Source organism: Cupriavidus neocaledonicus, from assembly GCF_000372525.1.
Classification (GTDB): Bacteria; Pseudomonadota; Gammaproteobacteria; order Burkholderiales; family Burkholderiaceae; genus Cupriavidus; species Cupriavidus neocaledonicus.
The window spans coordinates 364,907-388,098 of sequence record NZ_AQUR01000107.1 but is presented as its reverse complement, the minus strand read 5'-3'; the positions used below and the strand labels follow the sequence as shown (position 1 = coordinate 388,098).

The window sequence follows — 23,192 nt, the reverse complement described above, 5'->3', positions numbered from 1 at the left end:
AGGAGCAAACCATGGACCTGCCCACCTGGCCGCATGCCGGCCTGCCATTCCACGCCGGCGAACTCGCCGCACAGCAGCGCGCCGGCAAGCGCGAGCGCATGGCCGCGGCGGGTCCGCGCGTGATCCGTGGCGAGATGCCGGAACAGCACCGCACGTTCTTCGCGCAATTACCGTTCCTGCTGGCCGGTGCCGTCGATGCCGACGGCATGCCGTGGGCCACGGTGCTGGCCGGGCCGCCGGGGTTTGCGCGGACGCCGGACGCCACGCACCTGCGCATCGACGCCGTGCCGTTGCCCGGCGATCCGCTCGCCGCGGCGCTGGAGCAGGGCGCCCGCATCGGACTGCTCGGCATCGAGCTGCCGACGCGCCGGCGCAACCGCATGAACGGGATCATCGTGGCGCGGGATCGGGCGGGGCTGACGGTGGAGGTCGAGCAGAGCTTTGGCAACTGCCCGCGCTACATCCAGTTGCGCGATGTCGCCGCCGCCGAGTCTGCGGCCGCGCCCGCGACGTGGCACGGCGACACGCTCGACGCGCATGCCAGCGCCTGGCTGCGCGGCGCCGATACGCTGTTCATCGCGTCCAGCCATATCGCGTCGCCGCAAAACGAGGGCGAGCACACCGGCGGGGTCGACGTCTCGCACCGCGGCGGCAAGCCGGGCTTTATCCGGGTGGACGACGCCCATACCCTGACGTTCCCGGATTTCAACGGCAACAACTTCTTCAACACGGTCGGCAACCTGATGGCCGACCCGCGTGCGGGCATCGTCGTGCCGGACTTTGCCGACGGTTCGCTGCTGCATGTGGGCGGGCGCGCCGAAGTGATCTGGGAGGGCGAGGAACTGACCGCCTACGCCGGCGCCGAGCGGCTGGTGCGGCTGCATGTCGAGCGCGTGGTGCGGCGCGAGCGCGTGCTGCCATTGCGCTTCGCCTTCCGGGAGTTCTCGCCAGTGCTGGCCGATACCGGCGCGTGGCCGGAACGCTGAGCGCGGCGGAAAGAGTCTGGGGCGATGGCCGCGTTCAGCCGCGCGCCCGGTATTTGAGCGCGGCGCAGCGCCCGGCCAGCGCGGTGATGCAGCAGGCATCGCCGCGCCACTCGCCGCCGGTCACGATGCCATTGGGATCCGCCACCAGCTTGCGCTGGCACTGTCCCGGCACTGGGGTGCGCTCCATGCCGGCATCGCGCGGGCCGCTGCCCGGCGGCCGCGCGGCCGGCACCAAGTCGGTCCAGACGTAGGCGGTGCCGGCGGGAAGGGCCTGCACCGCCTGCGGCGGACCCCACTGGCGCTTCGCTTCATCGACCGGAATGCTCTTCCAGGAATCGATGACGTCTTGCATCGCACCCGTCCCGATCCCGGCGCAGGCCGCCGCCAAAGCCGCCGCCAAAGTCGCCGCGCACAGGACCGCGACGCGCACATGCTTGCGCACCACGGTTGGGGCGGCATATGCAACTGGGGCTGGATCGGCGGGCATGGAGGCTCCACATCGGCGCGGCCGGCGGCACGGGCCGGTCTGTGGAGACTAGCGGAGCCGTCACATCGTTTGCAAGCGCGTTGTGGGGGCTGGCGCACAGATTGCCAGGGCCCCCGGCAGGCTTACTCGGCAAACTCGGCAAACAAGCCCAGGGTTTGCTGCCCTGCTGTAGCAGAGGACTTGCGCGCAGCTGGGGTCGACACCGGGCGCACGGGACGCGGTGCTTCAGCGACGGTCCCCGGCGCGGTCAGCGTGAAATCCCGCCGTACGGACAAGGGCACCGCGTCCGGCATCCATTGCTCCCGGCGCGGCGCCAGGATCTGGTAGGTGTCGAGGTCAAAATGCGCGGGCGCGGCGGCAAGTGCGCCGGCTTCTTCCAGCGTGTCCGCGCAGCCCAGGTAGCACCACTCGTCAACCACATGCCACCACGCGCGCGCGCCGTGTTGCTCGCGCCAGGCCACCGGGCCGTCGAACGGCCATGGCACCAGCGCGATCGGCCCCAGCGCGGCGGCCAGACGGGCACGGTGTTCGCGCGACGATTCCACGCCGACGCAGGCGCCGGCGCAGCGGTGGACTTGGCGCGCAAAGCAGGGGCTGCCACGGCGCGTGGTCTTTTCCAGCGATAGCGTGGCCATGCACAGGCCATGCTCCTCGGCCAGCGCGCGCAGCCGTGCCTCGGCCGCGCCCCGGCTGCCGAAGACACCGAACAGGTCGCGATGCCGGCAGAAGTCCGTGTTGCGATCCGAGCGCAGGCGCGGCACCGGCAACTGCTGCGGCAGCTCCCAGGCGTACAGGCGCGTATTCCGGCGCAGCATCTGGTTGTGCACCGGTTGCATCGCCTTGACCAACCGGGCTTCCAGCAACAGCGCGCCGATTTCGCCGCCGGTTTCCCGCCATTCGACCCGGCGCACCAGCCGCGCCAGCCGCATATCCTTGCCGTAGCGGTAGTCGCCGGAAAAATGCGCGCCGATGCGCTGGCGCAGGTGCACGCTCTTGCCGACATAGAGCGGCACGTCCTGGTCGCCATAGAAGATATAGACACCAGGGGTAGCGGGCACGTCTTCGAGCGCGGTCTCTTCCAGGCCGGCCGGCAGGCTGGCGCGCCGCACCAGCGTGCGCACTGCCGCTTCCACCAGGTCGACCGAATACGTCGCATGGATCTTCTGCCAGAATTGCCACAGCAGCTCGGCATCGGCCAGCGCGCGGTGCCGGCCCTTGGGTGTCAGGCCGAAGCGGGCAATCAGCGCGTCCAGGCCATGGCGCTCGACCGACGGGAACAGCGAGCGCGAGAGCCTGACCGTACACAGCACGTCGGCCCGGAAGGTCATGCCGGCGCGCCGGAACGCGTTCTTCAGGAAGCCGTAGTCGAAGCGTGCGTTATGGGCCACGAACAGGCGGCCCTGCAGGCGCTCCGCGAGCGACTCGGCCAGGGATTCGAAGGTCGGCTGACCGCGCACCATGTCATCGCTGATACCGGTCATGCGCTGGATGAACGGCGGGATCGACATGCCGGGGTCGAGCAGGGTCTCCCATTCGACGATACCGTCGGGGCCCACTTCAACCACGCCGATCTCGGTGATGCGGTCACGCTGGGCGTCCGCGCCGGTGGTCTCCAGGTCGACAAAGACAATAGGGCGCGACAGCGCCGCGGCCAGGAACTGGGCATCGAGCAGGCGGGTACCGTCTGCCGGCAGGCGCGACGGTTGATAGGTAGGCAGGTCAGGCATTTGCCGATTTTAAGGGGCCGCTGATGGCGGCACGAAGAAGTTTTCAAAAACCCCTTGCCAACCCCGATCCCGTCCCTTAAGATTCGCCCCCTCGCAACACAACGCGGCGCTGCAAGTCAGGCGTGGCAAGGGTTGCGGGGTCGGCCGGGAGGTTGGCGCAGCAAGGTTTGCAGCGCTGACGGCAGCAAAAAAGATTGCTGCAAACGGTTGACGAAACGAAGAAAGCTCTGCATAATCTCGTTTCTCTGCTGCAGACAACGCAGCGCGCTGAACGGCAAAGCCGGGAAGCGAAGTTCTTTAACAAACAAACAACCGATAAGTGTGGGCGCTGGGTAGCGGACGCCGCTGTCTNCTGCCGGCCATATCGCGGGGACGCCTGCGGCTGCTGCGCAGGCTCGATTGCGCTCTCGCGCGTGGGGCGTTTTGCGCTTAGCGAGCCAAAGGCATCGTGCGATTCAACTCGAGTAAAAAGCCGACAGCGCCAAGCGAGCGCAGCGATGCGTACCGCGCCAGAGCCCACACCCCGCGATAGGGCCGGCGCAGCAGCCGAAGGCGTTCCTACGACACCGCCAGCAGCAGGGGCCACTCCGCGCTCTGGGCTCGTTCAAACACCATGCCAACGCCCCACCCACGGTGGTGCACTCCTGCGGCAGGCAGTCCAGCCATGTGAGGAAGCCCAGCCCCGTACGAAAACCCAGCACACACTACGATAAGACATGCCGCCCGCAGGGCAGTCAACGCGCTTTTTGGTTACTTTTTGGCGCTCGGCCAAAAAGTGACCCGCCCAGCAGGGCGGAACCATGCGGTCCAACAGCCGACAGCATGTCACCAAATAGCGCCCCCCAAACGACCCCCCACCCTCCATAAGCTATATTTACGCCGTCCCCGTCACACCCACCCCCCAGGGGACAAAACGGAGACCCCAACCATGAGTTCCGGTCAGTTGATCGAAAAAATCGCCGCCGTCTTCGCGCTGATCGTGCTGATCGGCGGCTCGCTGCTGGTTTTGGCGCCGTTTACCACGGCCTTGCTGTGGGGTGCGATCCTGGCGTTCAGTTCCTGGCACCCCTACACCGTGCTGTCGCGCTGGCTCGGCAACCGCCGCGGCCTGGCCGCGCTGATCTGCGTTTTGCTTGCCACGGTGATCGTGCTGGGTCCGTTCGTCTATGCCGGCGCCAGCTTCTCCGCGCACCTGGATGACCTCGCAGCGCTGGTCGACCGCTATATGGAGCACGGCCTGCCGCAGCTGCCGCTGTGGCTGAGCAGCCTGCCCTATGTCGGCGGCTACCTGCAAAACTCCTGGGACAGCCTGATCAATGCCGATTCCGAGATGGTCGCGAACCTGCGCAAGCTGATCGCGCCGGTCGGGCACGTGCTGCTCGGCGCGGGGCTGTCGATCGGGGCCGGGCTGGGGCAGCTGGCGCTGTCGATCATCCTGGCGTTCTTTTTCTATACCGGCGGCGAGTTCGCCATTGCCTGGCTGCGCGCCGGCATGCGCCGCATTGCCGGCGAGCGCGCCGACCACCTGCTGGAACTGGCGGGCAGCACCGTCAAGGGCGTGGTTTACGGCGTGCTCGGCACCGCCTTCATCCAGGCCGTGCTGGCCGGCATCGGCCTGTGGATCGCGGGCGTGCCGGGCGCCGCCATCCTCGGCTTCGTGACCTTCTTCCTGTCGGTGGTGCCGGTCGGGCCGCCGCTGGTGTGGCTGCCGGCCGCGCTGTGGCTGTATCACACCGGCGCCACCGGCTGGGCCATCTTCCTGGTGGTGTGGGGCGTGGGCGTGGTCAGCATGGCCGACAACATCGTCAAGCCGCTGCTGATCAGCAAGGGCACCGGCATGCCGCTGATCTGGATCATGCTGGGCGTGCTCGGCGGCGCGCTGGCGTTCGGCTTCCTGGGCGTCTTCATCGGCCCGACCTTGCTGGCGGTGGCCTATGCCCTGCTGCGCGACTGGACCATCGGCTCGCAGGGCGAGCTGCAGCGCGACCTGCAGAAAGGTGCGGCGCTGGCGGCCGCGCCGGCACCGGCCGCGGCGTCGGCGCCAACGACAGCCCCGGCCGTGGTCGACAACCCCGACGTGCCGCCCGCAGCCAGCGGCAAGCGATCCGGCTGATGGCGGCACACGACGTACCCCCGGCCCCGCCGGAGACCGCACTGCCCGACACCTCGCCGGCCGCGCTGCACCGGCTGGTGGCCTGCGAATACTGCGACGCCGTCTACGAGCGCACGCCGATCGCGCCCGGCGAGCGCGCGCTGTGCCTGCGCTGCGGCGGCCAGCTCTACCGCGAGAGCCGGCGCCATTACCATCGCCTGCTGCCGCTGGTAATCACTGCGCTGATCCTGTTCCTGATCTCCAACGCCTACCCCATCGTCGAGATGGACCTGAAAGGGGTGCGCACCCAGACCACGCTGCTGGGCGCGGTGCAGGCGCTATATGCGGACCAGATGGCGCTGGTGGCGGCGCTGGTGTTCGCCACCACCATCCTGTTTCCGCTGTCCGAACTGCTGATGATGACTTACCTGCTGGTGCCGATGGCGCAGCACCGCATGCCGGCCGGCTTCGACCGCATCGTGCGCGGCATCCGCCAGACCCGGCCGTGGGGCATGATCGAGGTCTTCATGATCGGCGTGCTGGTGACGCTGGTGAAGCTCTCGACCATGGCGCGCGTGCTGCCCGGCATTGCGCTGTGGTCGTTCGCCGCGCTGGTGATCGTGCTGGCGGCGATGCTGTCGTTCGATCCGCGCGACCTGTGGCGCCACCTGGAGACGCCCGATGACAAGGCCGCGGCGGCGCACGGGGAGGGCCGATGACACAGCCGCAGCAACCGCAGCGGCAGCCGCGCCCCGCCGGCCGCCTGGCGCGTCCGCGCCAGCTCGCGCGCGAGGTGGTGGCGGAACTGACCGACGACGACGAGAACACCCCGCTGCCGCAGGTGCCCACCGCCAGCCGGCTGGGCCTGGTGTCTTGCCACGCCTGCGACCTGGTCAGCCCGCGCACGCTGGAAGGCGCGCCCTGCCCGCGCTGCGGCGCCACCCTGCACCATCGCAAGCCCGACAGCGTGGCGCGTACCTGGGCCTTCCTGCTGGCCGCGTACATGCTCTATATTCCTGCCAACCTGCTGCCGGTGATGGTGACGCAGTCCATCCTCGGCACGCAGCAGGACACCATCCTGTCGGGCGTGATCTACCTGTGGCTGTCCGGCTCGCACATGCTGGCCGTGCTGGTGCTGATCGCCAGCATCGTGGTGCCGCTGCTGAAGATGGTGATCCTGACCTTCCTGCTGCTGTCGGTGCATTTCCGCTCGAGCTGGCGGATCCGGCAGCAGACCCGGCTGTACGGCCTGGTGGAGGTGATCGGCCGCTGGTCGATGCTCGATATTTTCGTGGTGGCGCTGCTGGCCTCGCTGGTGCGGGCCGGGGCGCTGGCCACCATCATCCCCGGCGGCGGCGCGCTCGCCTTCGGCGCGGTCGTGGTGCTGACCATGCTGGCCTCGCTCAGCTTCGATCCGCGCCTGCTGTGGGATTCGCTGGAACCTGACAATGCCCGACACTGACAACCAAGCCCCGGCGGGTGCCATGCCGCCCTCCCCGCCGACCGCGCCACTCCCGTCCGGCCTGCCACGGCCCGAACGCCGCCGCCGCGCGCGCTGGCTGCCCTCGCTGGTATGGCTGATCCCGATCGTCGCCGCGGTGGTCGGCATCTCGCTGCTGGTGCACACGCTGGCCTCGCGCGGGCCCGAGATCACGGTCAGCTTCCGCACCGCCGAAGGCCTCATCCCGGGCAAGACCGCGGTGCGCTACAAGGACGTCGACATCGGCCTGGTCAAGTCGGTGCGCCTGGCGCGCGACCGCTCGCACGTGGTCGCGTCGATCGACCTGACCAAGGACGCCGAGAACTTCGCCGTCGCCGATACCCGCTTCTGGGTGGTGCGCCCGCGCTTCGCCGCGAGCGGCGTGTCGGGGCTGGAGACGCTGCTGTCCGGCGCCTACATCGGCGTCGACGCGGGCAAGTCGACGGAATCCGCGCGCGACTTCAAGGGTCTGGAAGTGCCGCCGGTGGTGACCACCGACGCGTCCGGCAAGCAGTTCGTGCTGCGCGCATCCGAGCTGGGCTCGCTCGATATCGGCTCGCCGGTCTATTACCGGCGCGTGCTGGTCGGCCAGGTGGTGGCCTACCAGCTCGACCCCAACGGGCGCGACATCACGCTGCGCGTGTTCGTCAACAAGCCCTACGACAAGCTGGTCACCGCCGACACGCGCTTCTGGCATGCCAGCGGGGTCGACCTCAAGCTCGATGCCGGCGGGCTCAAGCTGTCGACGCAGTCGCTGGTGACGGTGCTGCTGGGCGGCGTCGCCTTCCAGGCGCCCGACCACACCACCGCCACCGACGCCGCCGCCGAGAACACTCAGTTCCTGCTCGCCGGCGACCAGGCCGAGGCGATGAAGGAGCCGGAAGAGCTGGCGCCGACGCTGGCGGTGCTCAATTTCGACCAGTCCGTGCGCGGGCTGTCGCCGGGCGCGCCGGTGGACTTCCGCGGCGTGGTGGTGGGCCAGGTGCGTTCGATCGGCATCGAGTTCCAGCGCGAGAAGCGCGCCTTCCGCATGCCGGTGGTGGTCGAGCTGTACCCGTCGCGCATGGGCTTCCGCGAACGCGACATCCAGGACCGCGAACGCGCGCGCAAGATCATCGAGGGCCTGCTGCAGCGGGGCATGCGCGCCCAGCTGCGCACCGGCAACCTGCTCACCGGCCAGCTCTACGTGGCGCTCGACTTCTTCCCCAAGGCGGCGCCGGTCAAGGTCGACCTGGACGCGCCGATTCCCGAATTCGCCACCACGCCGGGTGCGTTCGACCAGCTGCAGGCGCAGGTGGGCGACATCGTCAACCGCATCGACAAGGTGCCGTTCGACCAGATCGGCCAGGACCTGCGCACCACGGTGACGAGCCTGAACAAGACCCTGGCCACCGCCGACAAGCTGGTGCAGCAGCTCAACGGCGATGTCGCGCCGCAGGTGCTGGCCGCGCTGCAGGACGCGCGCAAGACCCTGACCGCGGCCAACGGCACGCTGGCGTCGGACGCGCCGCTGCAGCAGGATACGCGCCGCATGCTGCAGGAGCTGACGCGCACCGCCACGTCGCTGCGCACGCTGACCGATTACCTGGAACGCCACCCTGAAGCGCTGCTGCGCGGCAAGCCGGAGAAAGAATGATGAAGCGCCTTCTGCTCACGCTGGCCTGCGCCAGCTTCGCCGCGGCGTTGCTCGCGGGTTGCGCCTCGCCCGAGCCGCGATACTACACGCTGGCGCAAGGGCCGGCGGCGGTTGCCGCGCCGGCGCCGGCAGCCGCGCCGTCGACCGACACGCTGTGGCTGGAGGTAGCGCCGGTGCGTGTGCCGGAGCGCCTCAACCGGCCGCAACTGGTAGTGCGCGATGGCCAGAACGGCAGCGGCGGCGAAGCCGGCGTGCGCCTGCTGGACCTGTCGCGCTGGTCCGCGCCGCTGCCCGACGAGCTGCGCGATGCGCTGTCGCAGCGCCTGCAGGCCACGCTGGGCGCGGTCGATACCTACCAGCAGGGGTTGTCCGACGTGCAGCCGCTGTACCGCATCACCACCGAAGTGCTGCGCCTGGACGCCGACGTGGGCCAGCGTGCCGGCGCCACCATCAACTGGACCGTGCGCCGGCTGCCCGACGGCAAGGTGGTCAGCGGCAGGACCCAGGCCGAGCTGCCGGCGCCCGGCGCGGTCGAAGGCGTAGTGGCGGCGTATCGCGAGATCGTCGCGAGCACCGCCAACGATATCGCGGCCGGCGTGCAGGCGCTGCGGCGCTAGCCGCCGCCGCGGACGGCCGCGTCGAGGTCTTGCCGGGCGGCGGCCATGGCCGCCAGGCATTCGGCCGCGCCACCCTGCACCAGCCGCACCGGGCACGCCAGCATCAGGTTCCTGGCCAGCCCGAAGTCCTCGACGGTAAAGCCGCGCGCATCCAGCGGCGTGCCGTCGGCATCGGTGGCCACCGCGACGCGCTCGCGCAGCGTGCCGGCGTCGGCGCTGTAGCCCCACACGGGCTTGCCCAGCGCGACGGCAAAGCCGACCTCGAAGGCCGTGCCGGAATCCGGCTCGCCGGGGCCGCGAAAGTCATCCAGGTTGGCCATCACCAGGTCCGCGCGCCGCAGCAGCGCGATATTGGCGTCATAGATCCAGCGCGCGGTGTCGGGACCGGAGCGGCCTGCCGGGGCGGACTGGTCGAGCGGATACAGGCCGGTGAAGCCATGCGCCGCGCACAGCGCCTTGAGATGCTCGCCCCAGGCGCGCGCGTCCTTGCGGAACACGTCAAAGCCGGCGAGGTAGATGGTGGTCATGGCAGGTGGCAGAAGCGTGGCGCGGCGTCGGGCCGCGAGGCTTGCAGCATAACCCGCGGCCCGCGCCGGTGGTGCGCGCCGCCGCCCGAACATCGCACTGCTTGCACGCCCACGTCCGGCCGGGCGCCGACGCGGGCCGCGCCCTTGCGCTAACATTGCCGGTCCCGCCTCGACCTCCCGTCCCCATGCCCGCTCCCCAGATCCTCCAGGTCGGCCCGCTCGCGCCGCAGACCAATGCCACCCTGCAGCAACAGTACGGCGCCGCGGCGCTGTGGCAGCAGGCCGATGCGCTGGCCTGGGCGCGCAGCGCGGGGCAGCAGGTGCGCGTGGTGGTGACCTCGGCGCGCCACGGCTGCAGTGCCGCGCTGATCGATGCGCTGCCGCGCCTGGAAGCCATCGTCAGCTTCGGCGTCGGCTACGACGCGATCGCGCTGGACGCGGCGCGTGCGCGCGGGATCCAGGTCAGCAACACGCCCGACGTGCTCAACGACTGCGTCGCCGACCTCGCCTTCGGGCTGCTGCTCGACGCGGCGCGCGGCATCGCCCACGGCGACCGCTTCGTGCGCGCCGGGCGCTGGCCGCAAGGCGGCTTCCCGCTGACCACTCGCGTCTCCGGCAAGAAGCTGGGCATCCTCGGCCTGGGCCGCATCGGCGAGATCGTCGCGCGGCGCGCGCAGGGCTTCGACATGGAGATCGCCTACCACAACCGCGGCCCGCGCGCCGGCGCGCCGTGGCGCTTCGAAGCGAACCTGAAGGCGCTGGCAACCTGGGCTGACTTCCTGGTGGTGGCCACCGTCGGCGGGCCTTCGACCGCGGGGCTGGTCTCGCGCGAGATCCTCGATGCGCTCGGCCCGCGCGGCATCCTGGTCAACGTCGCGCGCGGCAGCGTGGTCGACGAGGCGGCGCTGGTCGCGGCGCTGGCGCAAGGCCGCCTGGGCGGCGCGGGGCTCGATGTGTTCCAGGACGAGCCCAACGTGCCACCGGCGCTGCTGGCGATGGACCATGTCGTGCTGGCACCGCACATGGCCAGCGGCACGCACGAGACGCGCGCCGCCATGACCGCGCTGACGCTGCAGAACCTCGACGCCTTCCTCGCCGGCGGCAAGGTGCTGACGCCAGTGCCATAGGCCACCAACCGGCAGGGACGGCGTGCCTATACTGGAAGCACCGGCTCCAGCCGATACTGCGGGCCGGCGTCAGGAGGCATCATGGCACGCAAGTTTATCGATTGCCGCGAGGTTCCGAGCGACACCCACTGCACGGTCGCGCTGAGCGCCGACAGCGAGGACGAACTGCTCGAAGCCGCGGTCCAGCATGCGGTGGCGGTGCACCAGCATCAGGACACGCCTGAGCTGCGCAGCCAGTTGAAATCCATGTTCAAGGAAGGCACGCCGCCGGCCTGAAGCCGGCAGGGCTGGCGCCGCGCAGGCGCCAGCCGTTCCCGCCCCGGGGTTCATTCGCAGCCCCTGATACAGCACTTATGCCGGTTGGAATGCCACTGACGCCCGTCATGGCGCATCATTGACGCCTCGCTATATACAGACGTATATTGCGCCTGACAGTCTACCCGCTCCGGCCTTGCCACGCCTGCCCATGCATGCCGGCGGCCGCTTCCCGAGGATTCCGATGCCTGCCTTCCGTTCCCGCCGCCGCGGCCTGCTGCTGGCCGCCGCCGCGATGCTGGCGCTGGCCGCCCCGCCTGCCTTCGCCGCCGACCTGGTGGTGTCCGCCGCGGCCAGCCTGACCAACGCCTTCAAATCACTGGCCGAGTCCTACGAGCGCGCCCACCCCGGCACGCACGTGGTGCTGAACTTCGGCGCCTCCGACGTGCTGATGCAGCAGATCGTCAAGGGCGCGCCGGCCGATGTGTTCGCCTCGGCCGACCAGGAAGCGATGAACAAGGCCGAGGTAGAGAAGGTGATCGTGCCGGCCTCGCGCCGCAACTTCGCCGCCAACCAGGTGGTGCTGATCGTGCCGGCCGACAGCAAGCTGGCGATCGCCTCGCTGCAGGACCTGACGCGCCCGGAAGTCCGGCGCATCGCCTACGGCAACCCGGCCTCGGTGCCGGTGGGCCGCTACACCCGCGGCGCGCTGGAAGCGGCCGGGCTGTGGGACGCGGTCGCCGCCAAGGGCGTGCCGGCGCAGAACGTGCGCCAGAGCCTGGACTACGTCGCGCGCGGCGAGGTCGAAGCCGGCTTCGTCTTCGCCACCGACGCCACCGTGATGCCTGACAAGGTCAAAGTAGCGCTGCGCGTGCCCAGCCGCACGCCAGTGACCTACCCGATCGCCGTCACCAGCCAGGCGCGCCAGCCGCAGCAAGCGGCGCAGTTCGTCGACTATGTCGCCTCGCCGGAAGGCCAGGCGATCCTGTCGCGCTTCGGCTTCCAAAAGCCCTGACGCCGCGCCGCGCACGCCATGGACGCCGTCTGGGTACCGCTGCTGCTGTCGCTGAAGGTGGCGGGCTGGGCCACCGCACTGAACGCCGTGCTCGGCGTCGGCGCGGCCTGGGCGCTCGCGCGCTGGCGCTCGCCGCTGCGCGACGTGGTCGACGCGGTGCTGACGCTGCCGCTGGTGCTGCCGCCGACGGTGCTGGGCTATTACCTGCTGGTGCTGGTGGGACGCCGTGGCGTGTTCGGCGAGTGGCTGGCGCGGCTCGGCATCGAGCTGGTCTTCACCTGGCAGGGCGCGGTACTGGCTTCGACCATCGTCGCCTTCCCGCTGGTGCTGAAGTCCGCGCGCGCCGCCTTCGAAGGCGTGGACCACCAGCTGGAGAACGCCGCGCGCGTGCTGGGCGTGCCCGAGGGCGGCATCTTCTTTCGCGTCACGCTGCCGCTGGCGGCGCGCGGCATCATCGCCGGCGTGCTGCTGGCGTTTGCACGCGCGCTGGGCGAATTCGGCGCCACGCTGATGATCGCCGGCAACCTGCCCGGGCGCACGCAGACGCTGTCGGTGGCCATCTACGAGGCAGTCCAGGCCGGCGACGACAACACCGCCAACCTGCTGGTGCTGGTGACATCCGTCACCTGCGTGCTGCTGCTGGTGATTGCCGGACGCCTGGTGCCGGCGGCCGCGCGCCATCCCGCCGAACTCTATGAACGCCGGCGCCTGCGCCCGCGCGTCCGCTAACGCCAGGGCCACGCATATCGCCATGAGCATGCACGTCAGCATCCGCAAACAGATGGTCTCGGCCGACCGCCACTTCGCGCTCGACATCGACTTCGACTCGGCCAGCCGGCGCATTGCGCTGTTCGGCCCCTCGGGCGCCGGCAAGAGCCTGACGCTGCGCGCCATCGCCGGCCTGCTGGCGCCGGACAGCGGCCGCATCGTGCTGAACGGCCGCACCCTGTTCGACGCCGACGCCGGCATCGACGTGCGGCCGCAGGAGCGCCGCGTGGCCTACCTGTTCCAGGAATATGCGCTGTTCCCGCACCTGACCGTGGGCCAGAACATCGCCTTCGGCCTGGCGCGCGGCTGGCGCAACCCGCGCCGCGGCGCGGTGCATCCGCAGGCGCAACGCTGGATCGATGCCTTCGGCCTGGCCGATATCACCGGCAACTATCCGGCGGAGATCTCCGGCGGCCAGAAGCAGCGCGTGGCGCTGGCGCGCGCCCTGGTGGCGCAGCCCGACATCGTGCTGCTCGATGAACCGTTCTCGGCGCTGGACCCCGCGCTGCGCGCGCGCATGCGGGCGGAGCTGCGCACGCTGCAGGCCAGCCTCGACGTGCCGATGCTGGTGATCTCGCACGACCCTGCCGACGTCGAGGCGCTGGGCGACCACGTGCTCGAAATCCGCGAAGGCCGCATCTTCGGCAGCGGCACCAGCCGCCGCCATGCGCCGGTCTACGCGCCGGTGTCGGCGCGCGTGGCCTGAGCCGCGCGCAGCAGGTCGACGTACGCGCCTTCGACCAGGGCCGACGCGGGAACGCCCAGGCGGGCCATCAGGGCGTGGGCCTCGGCCACGCCGTCCGCCACGCTTTCCTCGTCAGCCAGCACCACTTCCAGCTCCAGGAAATCGCCGAGCGCCTCGACCCGGTCCAGGTGCACGCGCGTGCGTCCGGCCAGGTACAGCGTGCGCAGCTTGCGCACGCGCCCGCCCTCGCCGTGCGCGGCGGCGAGCGCGGCGCGCAGCGTGCCGGGCGACGGCGTCGGAGACAGGATGTAGAAGCTCTCTTTCGGGCCGGCCTGGTCGGCGCGCGCGTAGAAAATCAGTTCGCCGCGGTCCGGCGCGAACTCGCGCAGCTTGAGCCGCCCGTTGGCGCAGCGGAAGAAGGTATCGTCCTGGCGGATGTATTCGGGCCCGTGGTCGGCCAGCGCTGCGGCGCGCGGCAACAGCGCCTCGACGCTGTCGATGCGGGCCTTGATCTCGACGTTCCTTGGCATCGGTACTCCTTCGCCTCAACCCATCAGCAAGCGCGCGGCAATCACCCACATGGTGACGCCGATCGCCGCCTCCAGCACCTGCCACGCCCGTGGCCGCGCAAACACCGGCCGCAGCAGCGCCGCGCCATAGCCCAGCGCGAAGAAGAACAGGAACGAAGCCGTCATGGCGCCCGCGGCGAATTCACGCGCGTGGCCCGCGAACTGGGTCGACACCGAACCGATCAGCATCACCGTGTCGAGATACACATGCGGATTGAGCCAGGTGAACGCCAGGCACACGGCCAGCGTCGGCGCCAGCGGCCGCGGCGCGGCATCGCTCGGGTCCAGCACCGCGTTCGAGCGCCACGCCGCGACGAAGCTGCGCGCGCCATACCAGAGCAGGAAGGCCGCGCCGCCATAGCGCATGGCCTCGCCCAGCCACGGCAGCGCGCGGATCATCACGGCAAAACCCGACACGCCCAGCAGGATCAGCAGCGCATCCGACAGCGCGCACACCAGGCAGACCCAGAACACGTGCTCGCGCCGCAGGCCTTGCCGCAGCACGAAGGCATTCTGGGAACCGATGGCAAGAATCAGGGAAAGACCGAGGGAAAAGCCAGCCAGCGCGGCGTGCATCGCGAGGGGAACGACATGCTTTGGGGGCGGCTATTATTGCACGCCGCAGCCGTCACCCCACCACGCCCAGGATCACGCTCGAGGCCTTGAATATCGCCACCGCGGCCACGCCGGCCTGCAGCCCCAGCGCCTCGACGCTGCCGTTGGTGACGATCGCGGCCACCGTGCCGCCGCCGTCGAGTTCGATCACCACCTCGGCGTTCACCGCGCCGGGCATCACGCGCGCCACCACGCCCGGCAGCTGGTTGCGCGCCGACAGCCGCAGCCCCGGTTCGGGCAGCCCCACCAGCACCGACGACGCCTTGATCAGCGCAAACGCCTCGACGCCTTCGGCAAGTTCCAGGGTCTCGACGCTCTCATGCGTGATGGTGGCGACAATGCGCTGCCCGCCGGCCAGCTCCAGCTCGACCTCGTCGTTGACCGCGCCGCCCTTGACGCTGGCCACGCGTCCGAACAGCTTGTTGCGCGCACTGGTCTTGATCATCATTCGCCTCATCAGGTGGATATCGTCGGCCACGCCCTCGCCCAGACGCGACAGCTGCGCGACAAAGCGCCGGTGCTCGTCCTCGAGCGCGCGATAGGTGCGGATCAGCTGTTCGCCGCGCGCCGTCAGGCGCGTGCCGCCGCCGCCCTTGCCGCCCGCGGCGCGCACCACCAGCGGCTCGCCGGCGCTGTTGTTCATCGCGTCGATGGCGTCCCACGCCGCCTTGTAGCTGATGCCGACGGCGCGCGCGGCGGCCGTGATCGAGCCATGCGCGCCGATCGCGGCAAGCAGCGCGATGCGGTCCTTGCCGCCCCAGTCCTGCGAGCCGGAGCGGAACCAGATGGCGCCGTGGAGTTCAAGCATTGGGGGTCGGGCGCCGCTGGCCGGCACCGCAATGAAGTCCGAAACGCGCTTATGGTAATCCCATTCGGCGGCAGGCCCCGCGCAGACGGCTACGAGTCTGGCGGTAAGACCCTGACTCAGCCACTCAGCCGTCCAGGTAGTGCGCGCGCAGCTGCGCCACGTCGACCTGCAGCGCGTCGCTCAGGTAGTTGCCGACGCTGCCCCAGCCCGCGTCGATGGCCTGCATCGACGCGTCGAGGTAGCTGGCCCGGACTTCCAGCAGCGGCATCATCACCGCGGCATCGATGCCGAGCCCGCCCATCTGCGCCAGCGCGGCCGCGTTGAACTGCGCGTTGCGCTGGTTCGATTCCAGGTAGTTGGCCAGGATGTCGTCCTGGCCGACGCCCAGCGCGGCCAGCAACAGCAGCGCGGCAAAGCCGGTGCGGTCCTTGCCCGCGGTGCAGTGGAACAGCAGCGTCTGGCCGCCCTGCACGGTCTGCATGAAGCCGCCGAAGGCGGCGCGGTAGCGCACCGGGAAATCGCGGTACACCTCGAGCATGAAGGCATCCATCTGCGCCGGCGTGCTGGCGCGCAGGCGCGGCATCAGCACGTCCATCGCCATGCTGCCTTCCAGCACCGGCACCGCCTGCCAGCGGAAGCGCTGGCCGAAGGCCGCTTCGCCCGGCGACTTCTCGCCGGGCGAGCGGAAATCCACCACCATGTCGAGCCCGAGCGCCTGCAGCCGCTGCAGGTCGGCGTCGCTCGCCAGCGCCGGGTTGCCGCTGCGGAATAGCCGGCCGTGGCGCACGCGGCGCCCTTGCGCGCCCACCAGTCCGCCCAGGTCGCGTGCATTGCTGATGCGCTCGAACACCAGGTCTGGCACGTCCGGCACGGTGCCGGTCGCCGCCGGTGTTGGCGGCATGGCCGCGAGGGCATGCGGACAGGCCGCGCGTTGAAGCCACTTGAGCATTGTTCGTTCCAGATTGTCGTGCCAGCCGTGCCGCTACCGGTGCGCGTGTCAGCGCGCGCGGTACGCCGGCACATGCCAGCGCAGGTGGCAGCCGGCGATATAGCGCCGGTCCAGCCGCGCCACCAGCTTCCATACCGTCAGCGCGCCGGCGTCGATATCGACCCACGCCCAGGGATGCCTGGGGTCGCCTTCCTGCACCAGTTCCACCGAACGGATCCTCGCATACCGCGCCAGTGCCTCGCGCAGCGCCGCCGGGTCCAGTCCGGCCTTGAGTCCGCGTACCAAAACCTTCATGGTCGGCTCCAATTATTTCAGATCACTCCGGCTCGTGCACCTGGCGGCCCGGCGCAGCAGCGCCGCCAATGCAGGCGGACTGCCGCCAAGGCCTGCCATGGCGAGCCTTTTACTGGTATGACGCCCACAGCGGCCGGAGAATCCGGCGATCTGCCATCGCCTTGATCTTGCGCATGACGGGCGTAACTAACTCAGCCCGGACCTCGACATGGCCCGCCATCGGCCGGAAAATTTCAGATAGTCGAAACGACCGGAACGTCGGCGATGCCAGAACTTCCCGCCTCCCATCCCGCCCCTGCCCCCGCCGCTCCGGCAGCGGCCACGCCCGCACCGAAGCTCACCCTGCACTGGGGCCTGTTCGCCGCCGCCGCGGCGCTGGTCGCGGTGCTGGCGATGCCGCAGCCCGACGGGCTCACCATTGCCGGCCAGCGCATGCTGGCAATCCTGGCGTTCGCCATCGTGGTATGGATCACCGAGGCGGTGTCGTACGAAGCCAGCGCCATCATGATCACCTCGCTGATGGCCGGGCTGATCGGCTTTGCGCCGACCGTGACCGACCCCTCGGTCCAATACGGCACCTCGAAGGCGCTGGGCATGGCGCTGGCCGGGTTCTCCAATACCGCACTGGCACTGGTCGCGGCGGCGCTGTTCATTTCCGCGGCGATGACGGTAACCGGGCTGGACCGGCGCATCGCGCTGGTGACGCTGTCGGCGATCGGCACCAGCACGCGCCGCATACTGATTGGCACCATCGCGGTCACCATCGCGCTGAGCCTGGTGGTGCCAAGCGCGACCGCGCGCAGCGCCTGCGTGGTGCCGATCATGATGGGCGTGATCGCCGCGTTCGGGGTCGACAGGAAGTCCAATATCGCGGCCGGCATCATGATCACGGTGGCGCAGGCCACCAGCATCTGGAACGTCGGCATCCAGACCGCGGCCGCGCAGAACCTGCTGACGGTGGGCTTCATGGACAAGCTGCTGGGCGAGCGCATCACCTGGCTGCAATGGCTGATTGCCGGCGCGCCCTGGGCGGTCGCGATGTCGGTGGTGCTCTATGTCCTGGTGCGCTGGCTGCTGCCTGCCGAGACCGAGGCCATTCCGGGCGGCAAGGAAGCGGTGCAGCGCGAACTGTCCGCGCTGGGTCCGATGAGCGCGCCGCAGAAGCGGCTGGCCGCGGTGTCGCTCGGCCTGCTGCTGTGCTGGGCCACCGAAGGCAAGCTGCACAGCTTCGACACCGCCACCGTGACCTTTGTCGGGCTGGTGATCCTGATGCTGCCGCGCATCGGCGTGATGGACTGGAAGACCATGCAGCAGCGCACGCCGTGGGGCACGCTGATCGTGTTCGGGGTCGGCATCAGCCTGGGCACCGCGCTGCTATCCACCCAGGCGGGGCAGTGGCTGGGCCAGTTCGTGGTCACGCATTCGGGGCTGGCGGCGCACGGGGCGCTGCTGGTGTTTGCGATCCTGTCGGCGTTCCTGATCCTGATCCACCTGGGCTTCGCCAGTGCCACCGCGCTGACGGCGGCGCTGCTGCCGATCCTGATCTCGGTGCTGCAGACCCTGCCCGGCGACATCAACCGCGTCGGCATCACCATGCTGCTCGGCTTTACCGTCAGCTTCGGCTTTATCCTGCCGATCAACGCGCCGCAGAACATGGTGTGCCTGGGCACCGAGACCTTCAACGGGCGGCAGTTCGCGCGCATCGGCATCCCGGTCACCGTCATCGGCTACGCCATGATGCTGCTGTTCGCCGCGACCTACTGGCGCTGGCTGGGCTGGGTCTAGCGGCAACTCGCGCTGGGCGCGCGGGGGCTGGCACAATACGCGCCATGAAAAGCCTCTGCTCCGCCCTGCTCAAGCTGCTGCTGCTCGCCGCGACCGGCGGCGCGCTGCTGGCCGCCATCGCCATCCTCGCCGCCGACCGGCAACTGCCGTCGCTCGACGCGCTCACCGCCTTTCGCGATACGCCGGACTACGTGCCCATCGGCAAGATGCCGCGTGCGCTGACCGAGGCAGTGGTGGCGATCGAGGATGAGCGCTTCTACCTGCATGACGGCATCGACTATGTCGGCGTGATCCGCGCGGGCGTGGCCAACCTGTCCGACGAGCTGTCGCAGGGGGCGTCGACCATCACCATGCAGGTGGCGCGCAACTTCTACCTGTCGCGGGAAAAGACCTACACGCGCAAGCTGTACGAGGTGCTGCTGTCCTACCGGATCGAAAAGGCCCTGAGCAAGGACGAGATCCTCGAGCTGTACCTGAACAAGATCTACCTGGGACAGGGTGCCTATGGCTTTGCCGAGGCCGCGCAGACCTACTTCGGCAAGCGGCTGGACCAGCTGACGCTGGCCGAATGCGCGATGCTGGCGGGACTGCCCAAGGCGCCCTCGGCGAACAACCCGGTGGCCAATCCCCGGCGCGCGCGCCAGCGGCAGGTGTATATCCTGCAACGCATGCTGGAGCTGGGGCGGATTTCACGCGGCGACTACGACGGCGCCCTGCTGGAACCGTTGCGGCTGCGCTGAGCCGCGTGACCGGCGCTGCGCGCTACTCGAGCATGGCGCGGTGCCGGCCCAGCGCCTCCCGCACGATCTCAAGCAGCCCGCTGCCGGCGTCGGCATCGACATGCCCCAGCAAGGCCCGGCGCATGCGCGGCTCCCAGAAGCGCTTGATATGCCCGGCGATATCCGCGACCGCCTCCTCGCGATCGGGCATGGCTTCGAAGAAGCTGCCGATCTGGTTGGCCATGGTGACAAGGTTATCGATCTTCATGCCAGGCTCTCGTGGCTGCTGCCGTGCTGCAGGCGTTGGGGATGGGCATAGACCACGTGCGCGCCGGCGCGCACGAAGCCGGCCAGGGTGATGCCCGTCTGTTCGGCCAGGCGCACCGCCAGCGCGGTGGGGGCGGACACCGCCGCCAGCACGCCGGCGCCGATCGCGGCAGCCTTCAGCACCATTTCGTAGCTGGCGCGGCTGGTCACCAGCACCGCGCCGCCGGCGATATCCTCGCCGCCGCGGGCGAGCGCGCCGGCCAGCTTGTCGAGCGCGTTGTGGCGGCCCACGTCCTCGCGCACCAGCGCGACATGGCCGTCGGCGCGCAGCCACGCGGCGGCGTGGGTCGCGCCGGTATGGCGCTGCAAGGCCTGGCGCAGCTGCAGCTGCACGAAGGCGGCCTGGATTACGTCGGTATGGAAGCTTGCCGTGCTTTGCACCGGCGCCGGGGCCCGCATCACCTGTTCCAGCGATTCGGTGCCGCATAGCCCGCAGCCGGTGCGTCCGGCCAGCGTGCGGCGCCGGTGCTTGAGCCGCATGAAGGCCTCGGAGGCGATCTCCAGTTGCACGGCGATGCCGTGCGCGCGCGTGTCGATGTCGATGCCGTAGACCTCGCGCGCGCTGCCGACGATGCCTTCGCTCAGGCTGAAGCCGAGCGCGAAGTCTTCCAGGTCGGCCGGCGTCGCCAGCATCACCGCATGCGAGATGCCGTTGTACTCCAGCGCCACCGGCACCTCCTCGGCGACCTCGTCGGGTCCCAGCATCAGCTCTCCGCCGCGCCAGCGGTTGACGGCGAAGGTGCTGTGGGTCGCGGTTGCGGCGTCCTCCGCCGCGGCCGGATCGCGTGCCGGCGACTGCATGCAGCGCATCATCGCGTGGCCCTCCGCTCAGCCCGCGGCCTGCGCCGGGTCGGCGCTGGCCGCCTCCAGCAGCCGCAGCTGCGTGGCGTTGAAGTCCTGGTACTGGCGCTGCCATGCCGACGGCTGCGCCACCGGCAGCACCTGCACCGCGGTGACCTTGTACTCGGGACAGTTGGTGGCCCAGTCGGAGTTGTCGGTGGTGATCACGTTGGCGCCCGACTCGGGGAAGTGGAAGGTGGTGTAGACCACGCCCGGCTGCATGCGCTCGCTGACGATGGCGCGCAGCACGGTGTCGCCGGCCCGGCTCTGCACCCCGACCCAGTCGCCGTCCTTGATGCCGCGCTCTTCGGCATCGTGCGGATGGATCTCGAGCCGGTCTTCGGCATGCCAGTGGACGTTGTCGGTGCGCCGCGTCTGCGCGCCGACGTTGTACTGCGACAGGATGCGCCCGGTGGTCAGGATCAGCGGGAAGGCGCGCGTGACCTTCTCGTTGGTGGGCACGTACTTGGTAATGATGAACTTGCCCTTGCCGCGCACGAAGGCATCGATATGCATGGTCGGCGTGCCTTCCGGCGCGTCGGCATTGCACGGCCACTGGATGCTGCCGAGTTCTTCCAGGCGCTGGTAGCTGACACCGGCGAAGGTCGGCGTCAGGCGCGCGATCTCGTCCATGATCTCGGACGGATGCCGGTAGTCCATCGGGTAGCCGAGCGCATTGGCCAGCAGCATGGTGGCCTCCCAGTCGGCATAGCGCGCCTTGGGCGGCATCACCTTGCGCACGCGCGAAATGCGGCGCTCGGCGTTGGTGAAGGTGCCGTCCTTTTCCAGGAACGACGAGCCCGGCAGGAACACGTGCGCGTACTTGGCCGTTTCGTTCAGGAAGATGTCCTGCACCACGATGCATTCCATCGACGACAGCGCCTCGGACACGTGCTGCGTGTTAGGGTCCGACTGCACGATGTCCTCGCCCTGGCAGTACAGGCCCTTGAAGCTTCCCGCCAGCGCTGCCTCGAACATGTTGGGGATGCGCAGGCCCGGCTCGGGGCTGATCTCGACCTTCCAGGCGTCTTCGAACAGGCCGCGCACGGTCGAGTCCGACACATGGCGATAGCCCGGCAGTTCATGCGGGAACGAGCCGATATCGCACGAGCCCTGCACGTTGTTCTGCCCGCGCAGCGGGTTCACGCCCACGCCCTCGCGGCCGATATTGCCGGTGGCCATGGCGAGGTTGGCGATGCCCATCACGGTGGTGGAGCCCTGCGCGTGCTCGGTCACGCCCAGGCCATAGTAGATCGCGGCGTTGCCGCCGGTCGCGTACAGGCGCGCCGCGCCGCGCAGCTGGTCGGCGGGGATGCCGGTCACGCTCTCCATCGCCTCGGGCGAATTCTCCGGCCGCGCGACAAAGTCGCGCCACTGCTGGAACGCGCGGTCCTCGCAACGCTCGGCGATAAAGGCCTCATTGAGCAGGCCTTCGGTGACGATCACGTGCGCCAGCGAGGTCACCAGCGCGACGTTGGTGCCGGGGCGCAGCTGCAGGTGGAAATCCGCGCGGATATGCGGCGAATCGACCAGGTCGATGCGGCGCGGATCGACCACGATCAGCTTCGCGCCGGCGCGCAGGCGCTTCTTCATGCGCGAGGCGAACACGGGGTGGCCATCGGTCGGATTGGCGCCGATCACCATGATCACGTCGGCCTTCTCCACCGACTTGAAGGTCTGCGTGCCGGCCGATTCGCCCAGGGTCTGCTTCAGGCCGTAGCCGGTCGGCGAATGGCACACGCGCGCGCAGGTGTCGACGTTGTTGTTGCCGAACGCGGCGCGCACCAGCTTCTGCACCAGGTAGCCCTCTTCGTTGGTGCAGCGCGACGACACGATGCCCCCGATCGAGTCCTTGCCATGCTTGGCCTGGATGCGCTTGAACTCGGACGCGGCATAGTCGATCGCCTCTTCCCACGACACCTCGCGCCACGGGTCGGTGATCTTCGCCCGGATCATCGGCTTGAGGATGCGGTCCTTGTGCGTGGCATAGCCCCAGGCAAAGCGGCCCTTGACGCAGGCATGGCCCTCGTTGGCCTTGCCATCCTTGTACGGCACCATGCGCACCACTTCGTTGCCCTTCATCTCGGCCTTGAACGAACAGCCCACGCCGCAATAGGCGCAGGTGGTCACGGTGCTGTGCGAGGGCTGGCCCAGCTTGATGATCGAGGTCTCGGTCAGCGTCGCGGTCGGGCAGGCCTGCACGCAGGCGCCGCACGAGACGCAGTCCGACGCCATGAACGGCTGGCTGGTGCCGGGCGAGACGCGCGACTCGAAGCCGCGGCCGCTGATGGTCAGCGCGAAAGTGCCCTGAGTTTCCTCGCAGGCGCGCACGCAGCGGTTGCAGACGATGCACTTGGAGGGGTCGTAGGTGAAGTAGGGATTGGACTCGTCCTTCTCCATGCGCGTGTGCGTCGCGGTCGGCACGCTGGACGTGGCTTGCGGACCGCCGTCGTTGTAGCGCACTTCGCGCAGGCCGACCACGCCGGCCATGTCCTGCAGCTCGCAGTTGCCGTTGGTGGGACAGGTCAGGCAATCGAGCGGGTGGTCGGAGATATACAGCTCCATCACGCCGCGGCGCAGGTCGGCAAGCTTGTCGCTCTGGGTCTTCACCTTCATGCCGGCTTCCACCGGGGTGGTGCACGAGGCCGGATAGCCGCGCCGCCCCTCGATCTCGACCAGGCACAGCCGGCACGAGCCGAATGCTTCCAGGCTGTCGGTGGCGCACAGCTTGGGCACGGCGATCTGCGCCTCCATCGCGGCGCGCATCACCGAGGTGCCGGCCGGCACGGTGACGCTGACGCCGTCGACCTCCAGCGTGACCATCTCGGTCGAGGGGCTGGCGGGCGTGCCGAAATCAATCTCGTTGCGGGCGTTCATGGCGGTT

At 69.5% G+C, this 23,192-nt stretch carries 24 protein-coding genes; 13 read left to right on the top strand and 11 right to left on the bottom strand.

The genetic code is table 11. The features are described from left to right. Window positions 1–11 precede the first annotated feature (11 nt). Window positions 12–986, top strand: a complete 975-nt coding sequence (locus A3AG_RS0130005) for a pyridoxamine 5'-phosphate oxidase family protein (protein WP_018008965.1) — start codon at window positions 12–14, stop codon at window positions 984–986. A 34-nt stretch (window positions 987–1,020) separates the two neighbouring features. On the opposite strand, the gene A3AG_RS0130000 is transcribed toward A3AG_RS0130005, so the two are convergent. Both A3AG_RS0130000 and A3AG_RS0129995 read right to left on the bottom strand, forming a co-directional pair. Beyond that, window positions 1,021–1,473, bottom strand: coding sequence for a hypothetical protein (locus A3AG_RS0130000; protein ID WP_026164574.1), 453 nt, complete (start codon window positions 1,471–1,473; stop codon window positions 1,021–1,023). Between the two features lie 122 nt (window positions 1,474–1,595). Next, window positions 1,596–3,200, bottom strand: coding sequence for an exonuclease domain-containing protein (locus A3AG_RS0129995; protein ID WP_018008963.1), 1,605 nt, complete (start codon window positions 3,198–3,200; stop codon window positions 1,596–1,598). Between the two features lie 928 nt (window positions 3,201–4,128). Between A3AG_RS0129995 and A3AG_RS0129990 the strand changes: the two genes are divergently transcribed. From A3AG_RS0129990 to A3AG_RS0129970, 5 genes are read left to right on the top strand one after another with little or no spacing between them, the layout of a single operon-like run. Next, window positions 4,129–5,313: an AI-2E family transporter gene (locus tag A3AG_RS0129990; protein WP_018008962.1), complete on the top strand. Its 1,185-nt coding sequence runs from the start codon at window positions 4,129–4,131 to the stop codon at window positions 5,311–5,313. Next, a complete protein-coding gene (locus tag A3AG_RS0129985; protein ID WP_018008961.1) occupies window positions 5,313–6,011 on the top strand; it encodes a paraquat-inducible protein A in 699 nt (232 codons plus the stop codon). Before A3AG_RS0129990 ends, A3AG_RS0129985 begins: the two co-directional genes overlap by 1 nt. Beyond that, window positions 6,008–6,754, top strand: coding sequence for a paraquat-inducible protein A (locus A3AG_RS0129980; RefSeq protein WP_018008960.1), 747 nt, complete (start codon window positions 6,008–6,010; stop codon window positions 6,752–6,754). Before A3AG_RS0129985 ends, A3AG_RS0129980 begins: the two co-directional genes overlap by 4 nt. Beyond that, window positions 6,741–8,408 (top strand): PqiB family protein, encoded by a 1,668-nt coding sequence (locus A3AG_RS0129975; RefSeq protein WP_018008959.1) that lies wholly within the window; start codon window positions 6,741–6,743, stop codon window positions 8,406–8,408. Before A3AG_RS0129980 ends, A3AG_RS0129975 begins: the two co-directional genes overlap by 14 nt. Next, window positions 8,405–9,025, top strand: coding sequence for a PqiC family protein (locus A3AG_RS0129970; protein WP_018008958.1), 621 nt, complete (start codon window positions 8,405–8,407; stop codon window positions 9,023–9,025). The genes A3AG_RS0129975 and A3AG_RS0129970 overlap by 4 nt, the downstream gene beginning before the upstream one ends. Here A3AG_RS0129970 and A3AG_RS0129965 read toward each other — a convergent pair. Then, the gene (locus tag A3AG_RS0129965; protein ID WP_026164573.1) at window positions 9,022–9,552 is read right to left on the bottom strand and encodes a nucleoside 2-deoxyribosyltransferase; all 531 of its coding nucleotides are present in this window, start codon (window positions 9,550–9,552) and stop codon (window positions 9,022–9,024) included. The genes A3AG_RS0129970 and A3AG_RS0129965 overlap by 4 nt on opposite strands. A gap of 185 nt (window positions 9,553–9,737) precedes the next feature. On the opposite strand from A3AG_RS0129965, the gene A3AG_RS0129960 reads away from it, so the two are divergent. The 5 genes from A3AG_RS0129960 to A3AG_RS0129940 all read left to right on the top strand — a co-directional run bounded on the left by A3AG_RS0129960 (window position 9,738) and on the right by A3AG_RS0129940 (window position 13,423). After that, window positions 9,738–10,679, top strand: a complete 942-nt coding sequence (locus tag A3AG_RS0129960) for a 2-hydroxyacid dehydrogenase (protein ID WP_018008956.1) — start codon at window positions 9,738–9,740, stop codon at window positions 10,677–10,679. Between the two features lie 81 nt (window positions 10,680–10,760). After that, entirely contained in the window at window positions 10,761–10,955 is a 195-nt protein-coding gene (locus A3AG_RS0129955; RefSeq protein ID WP_018008955.1) for a DUF1059 domain-containing protein, read from the top strand. Window positions 10,956–11,178: 223 nt separating this feature from the next. Continuing rightward, window positions 11,179–11,949: a molybdate ABC transporter substrate-binding protein gene (modA, locus tag A3AG_RS0129950; protein WP_026164572.1), complete on the top strand. Its 771-nt coding sequence runs from the start codon at window positions 11,179–11,181 to the stop codon at window positions 11,947–11,949. A gap of 18 nt (window positions 11,950–11,967) precedes the next feature. Further along, window positions 11,968–12,678 carry a molybdate ABC transporter permease subunit gene (modB, locus tag A3AG_RS0129945; RefSeq protein ID WP_018008953.1) on the top strand — a complete coding sequence of 237 codons (711 nt, stop codon included), beginning with the start codon at window positions 11,968–11,970 and terminating at the stop codon, window positions 12,676–12,678. 22 nt (window positions 12,679–12,700) lie between these two features. Then, entirely contained in the window at window positions 12,701–13,423 is a 723-nt protein-coding gene (locus A3AG_RS0129940; RefSeq protein WP_026164571.1) for an ATP-binding cassette domain-containing protein, read from the top strand. Here the strand turns inward: A3AG_RS0129940 and A3AG_RS0129935 are convergent. The 5 genes from A3AG_RS0129935 to A3AG_RS0129915 all read right to left on the bottom strand — a co-directional run bounded on the left by A3AG_RS0129935 (window position 13,393) and on the right by A3AG_RS0129915 (window position 16,637). Continuing rightward, window positions 13,393–13,932 (bottom strand): class IV adenylate cyclase, encoded by a 540-nt coding sequence (locus tag A3AG_RS0129935; protein WP_018008951.1) that lies wholly within the window; start codon window positions 13,930–13,932, stop codon window positions 13,393–13,395. The two genes, A3AG_RS0129940 and A3AG_RS0129935, sit on opposite strands and share 31 nt — an antisense overlap. Before the next feature lie 15 nt (window positions 13,933–13,947). Next, a complete protein-coding gene (locus tag A3AG_RS0129930) occupies window positions 13,948–14,547 on the bottom strand; it encodes a LysE/ArgO family amino acid transporter (protein ID WP_018008950.1) in 600 nt (199 codons plus the stop codon). Window positions 14,548–14,599: 52 nt separating this feature from the next. Beyond that, on the bottom strand, window positions 14,600–15,394 hold the full coding sequence (locus tag A3AG_RS0129925; RefSeq protein ID WP_018008949.1) for a TOBE domain-containing protein: 795 nt from the start codon (window positions 15,392–15,394) through the stop codon (window positions 14,600–14,602). A gap of 124 nt (window positions 15,395–15,518) precedes the next feature. After that, entirely contained in the window at window positions 15,519–16,343 is an 825-nt protein-coding gene (locus A3AG_RS0129920; RefSeq protein WP_018008948.1) for a tyrosine-protein phosphatase, read from the bottom strand. A 48-nt stretch (window positions 16,344–16,391) separates the two neighbouring features. Continuing rightward, the gene (locus tag A3AG_RS0129915; RefSeq protein WP_018008947.1) at window positions 16,392–16,637 is read right to left on the bottom strand and encodes an RNA recognition motif domain-containing protein; all 246 of its coding nucleotides are present in this window, start codon (window positions 16,635–16,637) and stop codon (window positions 16,392–16,394) included. 264 nt (window positions 16,638–16,901) lie between these two features. Between A3AG_RS0129915 and A3AG_RS0129905 the strand changes: the two genes are divergently transcribed. Further along, window positions 16,902–18,422, top strand: coding sequence for a DASS family sodium-coupled anion symporter (locus A3AG_RS0129905; RefSeq protein WP_018008945.1), 1,521 nt, complete (start codon window positions 16,902–16,904; stop codon window positions 18,420–18,422). Window positions 18,423–18,466: 44 nt separating this feature from the next. Further along, window positions 18,467–19,162 carry a transglycosylase domain-containing protein gene (locus tag A3AG_RS0129900; protein WP_018008944.1) on the top strand — a complete coding sequence of 232 codons (696 nt, stop codon included), beginning with the start codon at window positions 18,467–18,469 and terminating at the stop codon, window positions 19,160–19,162. Window positions 19,163–19,184: 22 nt separating this feature from the next. Here A3AG_RS0129900 and A3AG_RS0129895 read toward each other — a convergent pair whose 3' ends face one another. The 3 genes from A3AG_RS0129895 to fdhF are packed head-to-tail and all read right to left on the bottom strand — an operon-like array spanning window position 19,185 to window position 23,185. Next, the gene (locus A3AG_RS0129895) at window positions 19,185–19,409 is read right to left on the bottom strand and encodes a formate dehydrogenase subunit delta (protein WP_018008943.1); all 225 of its coding nucleotides are present in this window, start codon (window positions 19,407–19,409) and stop codon (window positions 19,185–19,187) included. Continuing rightward, complete coding sequence (fdhD, locus tag A3AG_RS0129890) at window positions 19,406–20,281, bottom strand: formate dehydrogenase accessory sulfurtransferase FdhD (RefSeq protein WP_018008942.1); 876 nt, start codon at window positions 20,279–20,281, stop codon at window positions 19,406–19,408. The genes A3AG_RS0129895 and fdhD overlap by 4 nt, the downstream gene beginning before the upstream one ends. Window positions 20,282–20,296: 15 nt before the next feature. Further along, the gene (fdhF, locus tag A3AG_RS0129885) at window positions 20,297–23,185 is read right to left on the bottom strand and encodes a formate dehydrogenase subunit alpha (RefSeq protein WP_018008941.1); all 2,889 of its coding nucleotides are present in this window, start codon (window positions 23,183–23,185) and stop codon (window positions 20,297–20,299) included. Window positions 23,186–23,192 lie beyond the last annotated feature (7 nt).

Excerpts from the sequence above, each read along its gene's own strand:
- A3AG_RS0130005 (WP_018008965.1), top strand. The coding sequence starts at position 12 with ATGGACCTGCCCACCTGGCCGCATGCCGGCCTGCCATTCCACGCCGGC.
- A3AG_RS0130000 (WP_026164574.1), bottom strand. The coding sequence starts at position 1,473 with ATGCCCGCCGATCCAGCCCCAGTTGCATATGCCGCCCCAACCGTGGTG.
- A3AG_RS0129995 (WP_018008963.1), bottom strand. The coding sequence starts at position 3,200 with ATGCCTGACCTGCCTACCTATCAACCGTCGCGCCTGCCGGCAGACGGT.
- A3AG_RS0129990 (WP_018008962.1), top strand. The coding sequence starts at position 4,129 with ATGAGTTCCGGTCAGTTGATCGAAAAAATCGCCGCCGTCTTCGCGCTG.
- A3AG_RS0129985 (WP_018008961.1), top strand. The coding sequence starts at position 5,313 with ATGGCGGCACACGACGTACCCCCGGCCCCGCCGGAGACCGCACTGCCC.
- A3AG_RS0129980 (WP_018008960.1), top strand. The coding sequence starts at position 6,008 with ATGACACAGCCGCAGCAACCGCAGCGGCAGCCGCGCCCCGCCGGCCGC.
- A3AG_RS0129975 (WP_018008959.1), top strand. The coding sequence starts at position 6,741 with ATGCCCGACACTGACAACCAAGCCCCGGCGGGTGCCATGCCGCCCTCC.
- A3AG_RS0129970 (WP_018008958.1), top strand. The coding sequence starts at position 8,405 with ATGATGAAGCGCCTTCTGCTCACGCTGGCCTGCGCCAGCTTCGCCGCG.
- A3AG_RS0129965 (WP_026164573.1), bottom strand. The coding sequence starts at position 9,552 with ATGACCACCATCTACCTCGCCGGCTTTGACGTGTTCCGCAAGGACGCG.
- A3AG_RS0129960 (WP_018008956.1), top strand. The coding sequence starts at position 9,738 with ATGCCCGCTCCCCAGATCCTCCAGGTCGGCCCGCTCGCGCCGCAGACC.
- A3AG_RS0129955 (WP_018008955.1), top strand. The coding sequence starts at position 10,761 with ATGGCACGCAAGTTTATCGATTGCCGCGAGGTTCCGAGCGACACCCAC.
- modA (WP_026164572.1), top strand. The coding sequence starts at position 11,179 with ATGCCTGCCTTCCGTTCCCGCCGCCGCGGCCTGCTGCTGGCCGCCGCC.
- modB (WP_018008953.1), top strand. The coding sequence starts at position 11,968 with ATGGACGCCGTCTGGGTACCGCTGCTGCTGTCGCTGAAGGTGGCGGGC.
- A3AG_RS0129940 (WP_026164571.1), top strand. The coding sequence starts at position 12,701 with ATGAGCATGCACGTCAGCATCCGCAAACAGATGGTCTCGGCCGACCGC.
- A3AG_RS0129935 (WP_018008951.1), bottom strand. The coding sequence starts at position 13,932 with ATGCCAAGGAACGTCGAGATCAAGGCCCGCATCGACAGCGTCGAGGCG.
- A3AG_RS0129930 (WP_018008950.1), bottom strand. The coding sequence starts at position 14,547 with ATGCACGCCGCGCTGGCTGGCTTTTCCCTCGGTCTTTCCCTGATTCTT.
- A3AG_RS0129925 (WP_018008949.1), bottom strand. The coding sequence starts at position 15,394 with ATGCTTGAACTCCACGGCGCCATCTGGTTCCGCTCCGGCTCGCAGGAC.
- A3AG_RS0129920 (WP_018008948.1), bottom strand. The coding sequence starts at position 16,343 with ATGCTCAAGTGGCTTCAACGCGCGGCCTGTCCGCATGCCCTCGCGGCC.
- A3AG_RS0129915 (WP_018008947.1), bottom strand. The coding sequence starts at position 16,637 with ATGAAGGTTTTGGTACGCGGACTCAAGGCCGGACTGGACCCGGCGGCG.
- A3AG_RS0129905 (WP_018008945.1), top strand. The coding sequence starts at position 16,902 with ATGCCAGAACTTCCCGCCTCCCATCCCGCCCCTGCCCCCGCCGCTCCG.
- A3AG_RS0129900 (WP_018008944.1), top strand. The coding sequence starts at position 18,467 with ATGAAAAGCCTCTGCTCCGCCCTGCTCAAGCTGCTGCTGCTCGCCGCG.
- A3AG_RS0129895 (WP_018008943.1), bottom strand. The coding sequence starts at position 19,409 with ATGAAGATCGATAACCTTGTCACCATGGCCAACCAGATCGGCAGCTTC.
- fdhD (WP_018008942.1), bottom strand. The coding sequence starts at position 20,281 with ATGATGCGCTGCATGCAGTCGCCGGCACGCGATCCGGCCGCGGCGGAG.
- fdhF (WP_018008941.1), bottom strand. The coding sequence starts at position 23,185 with ATGAACGCCCGCAACGAGATTGATTTCGGCACGCCCGCCAGCCCCTCG.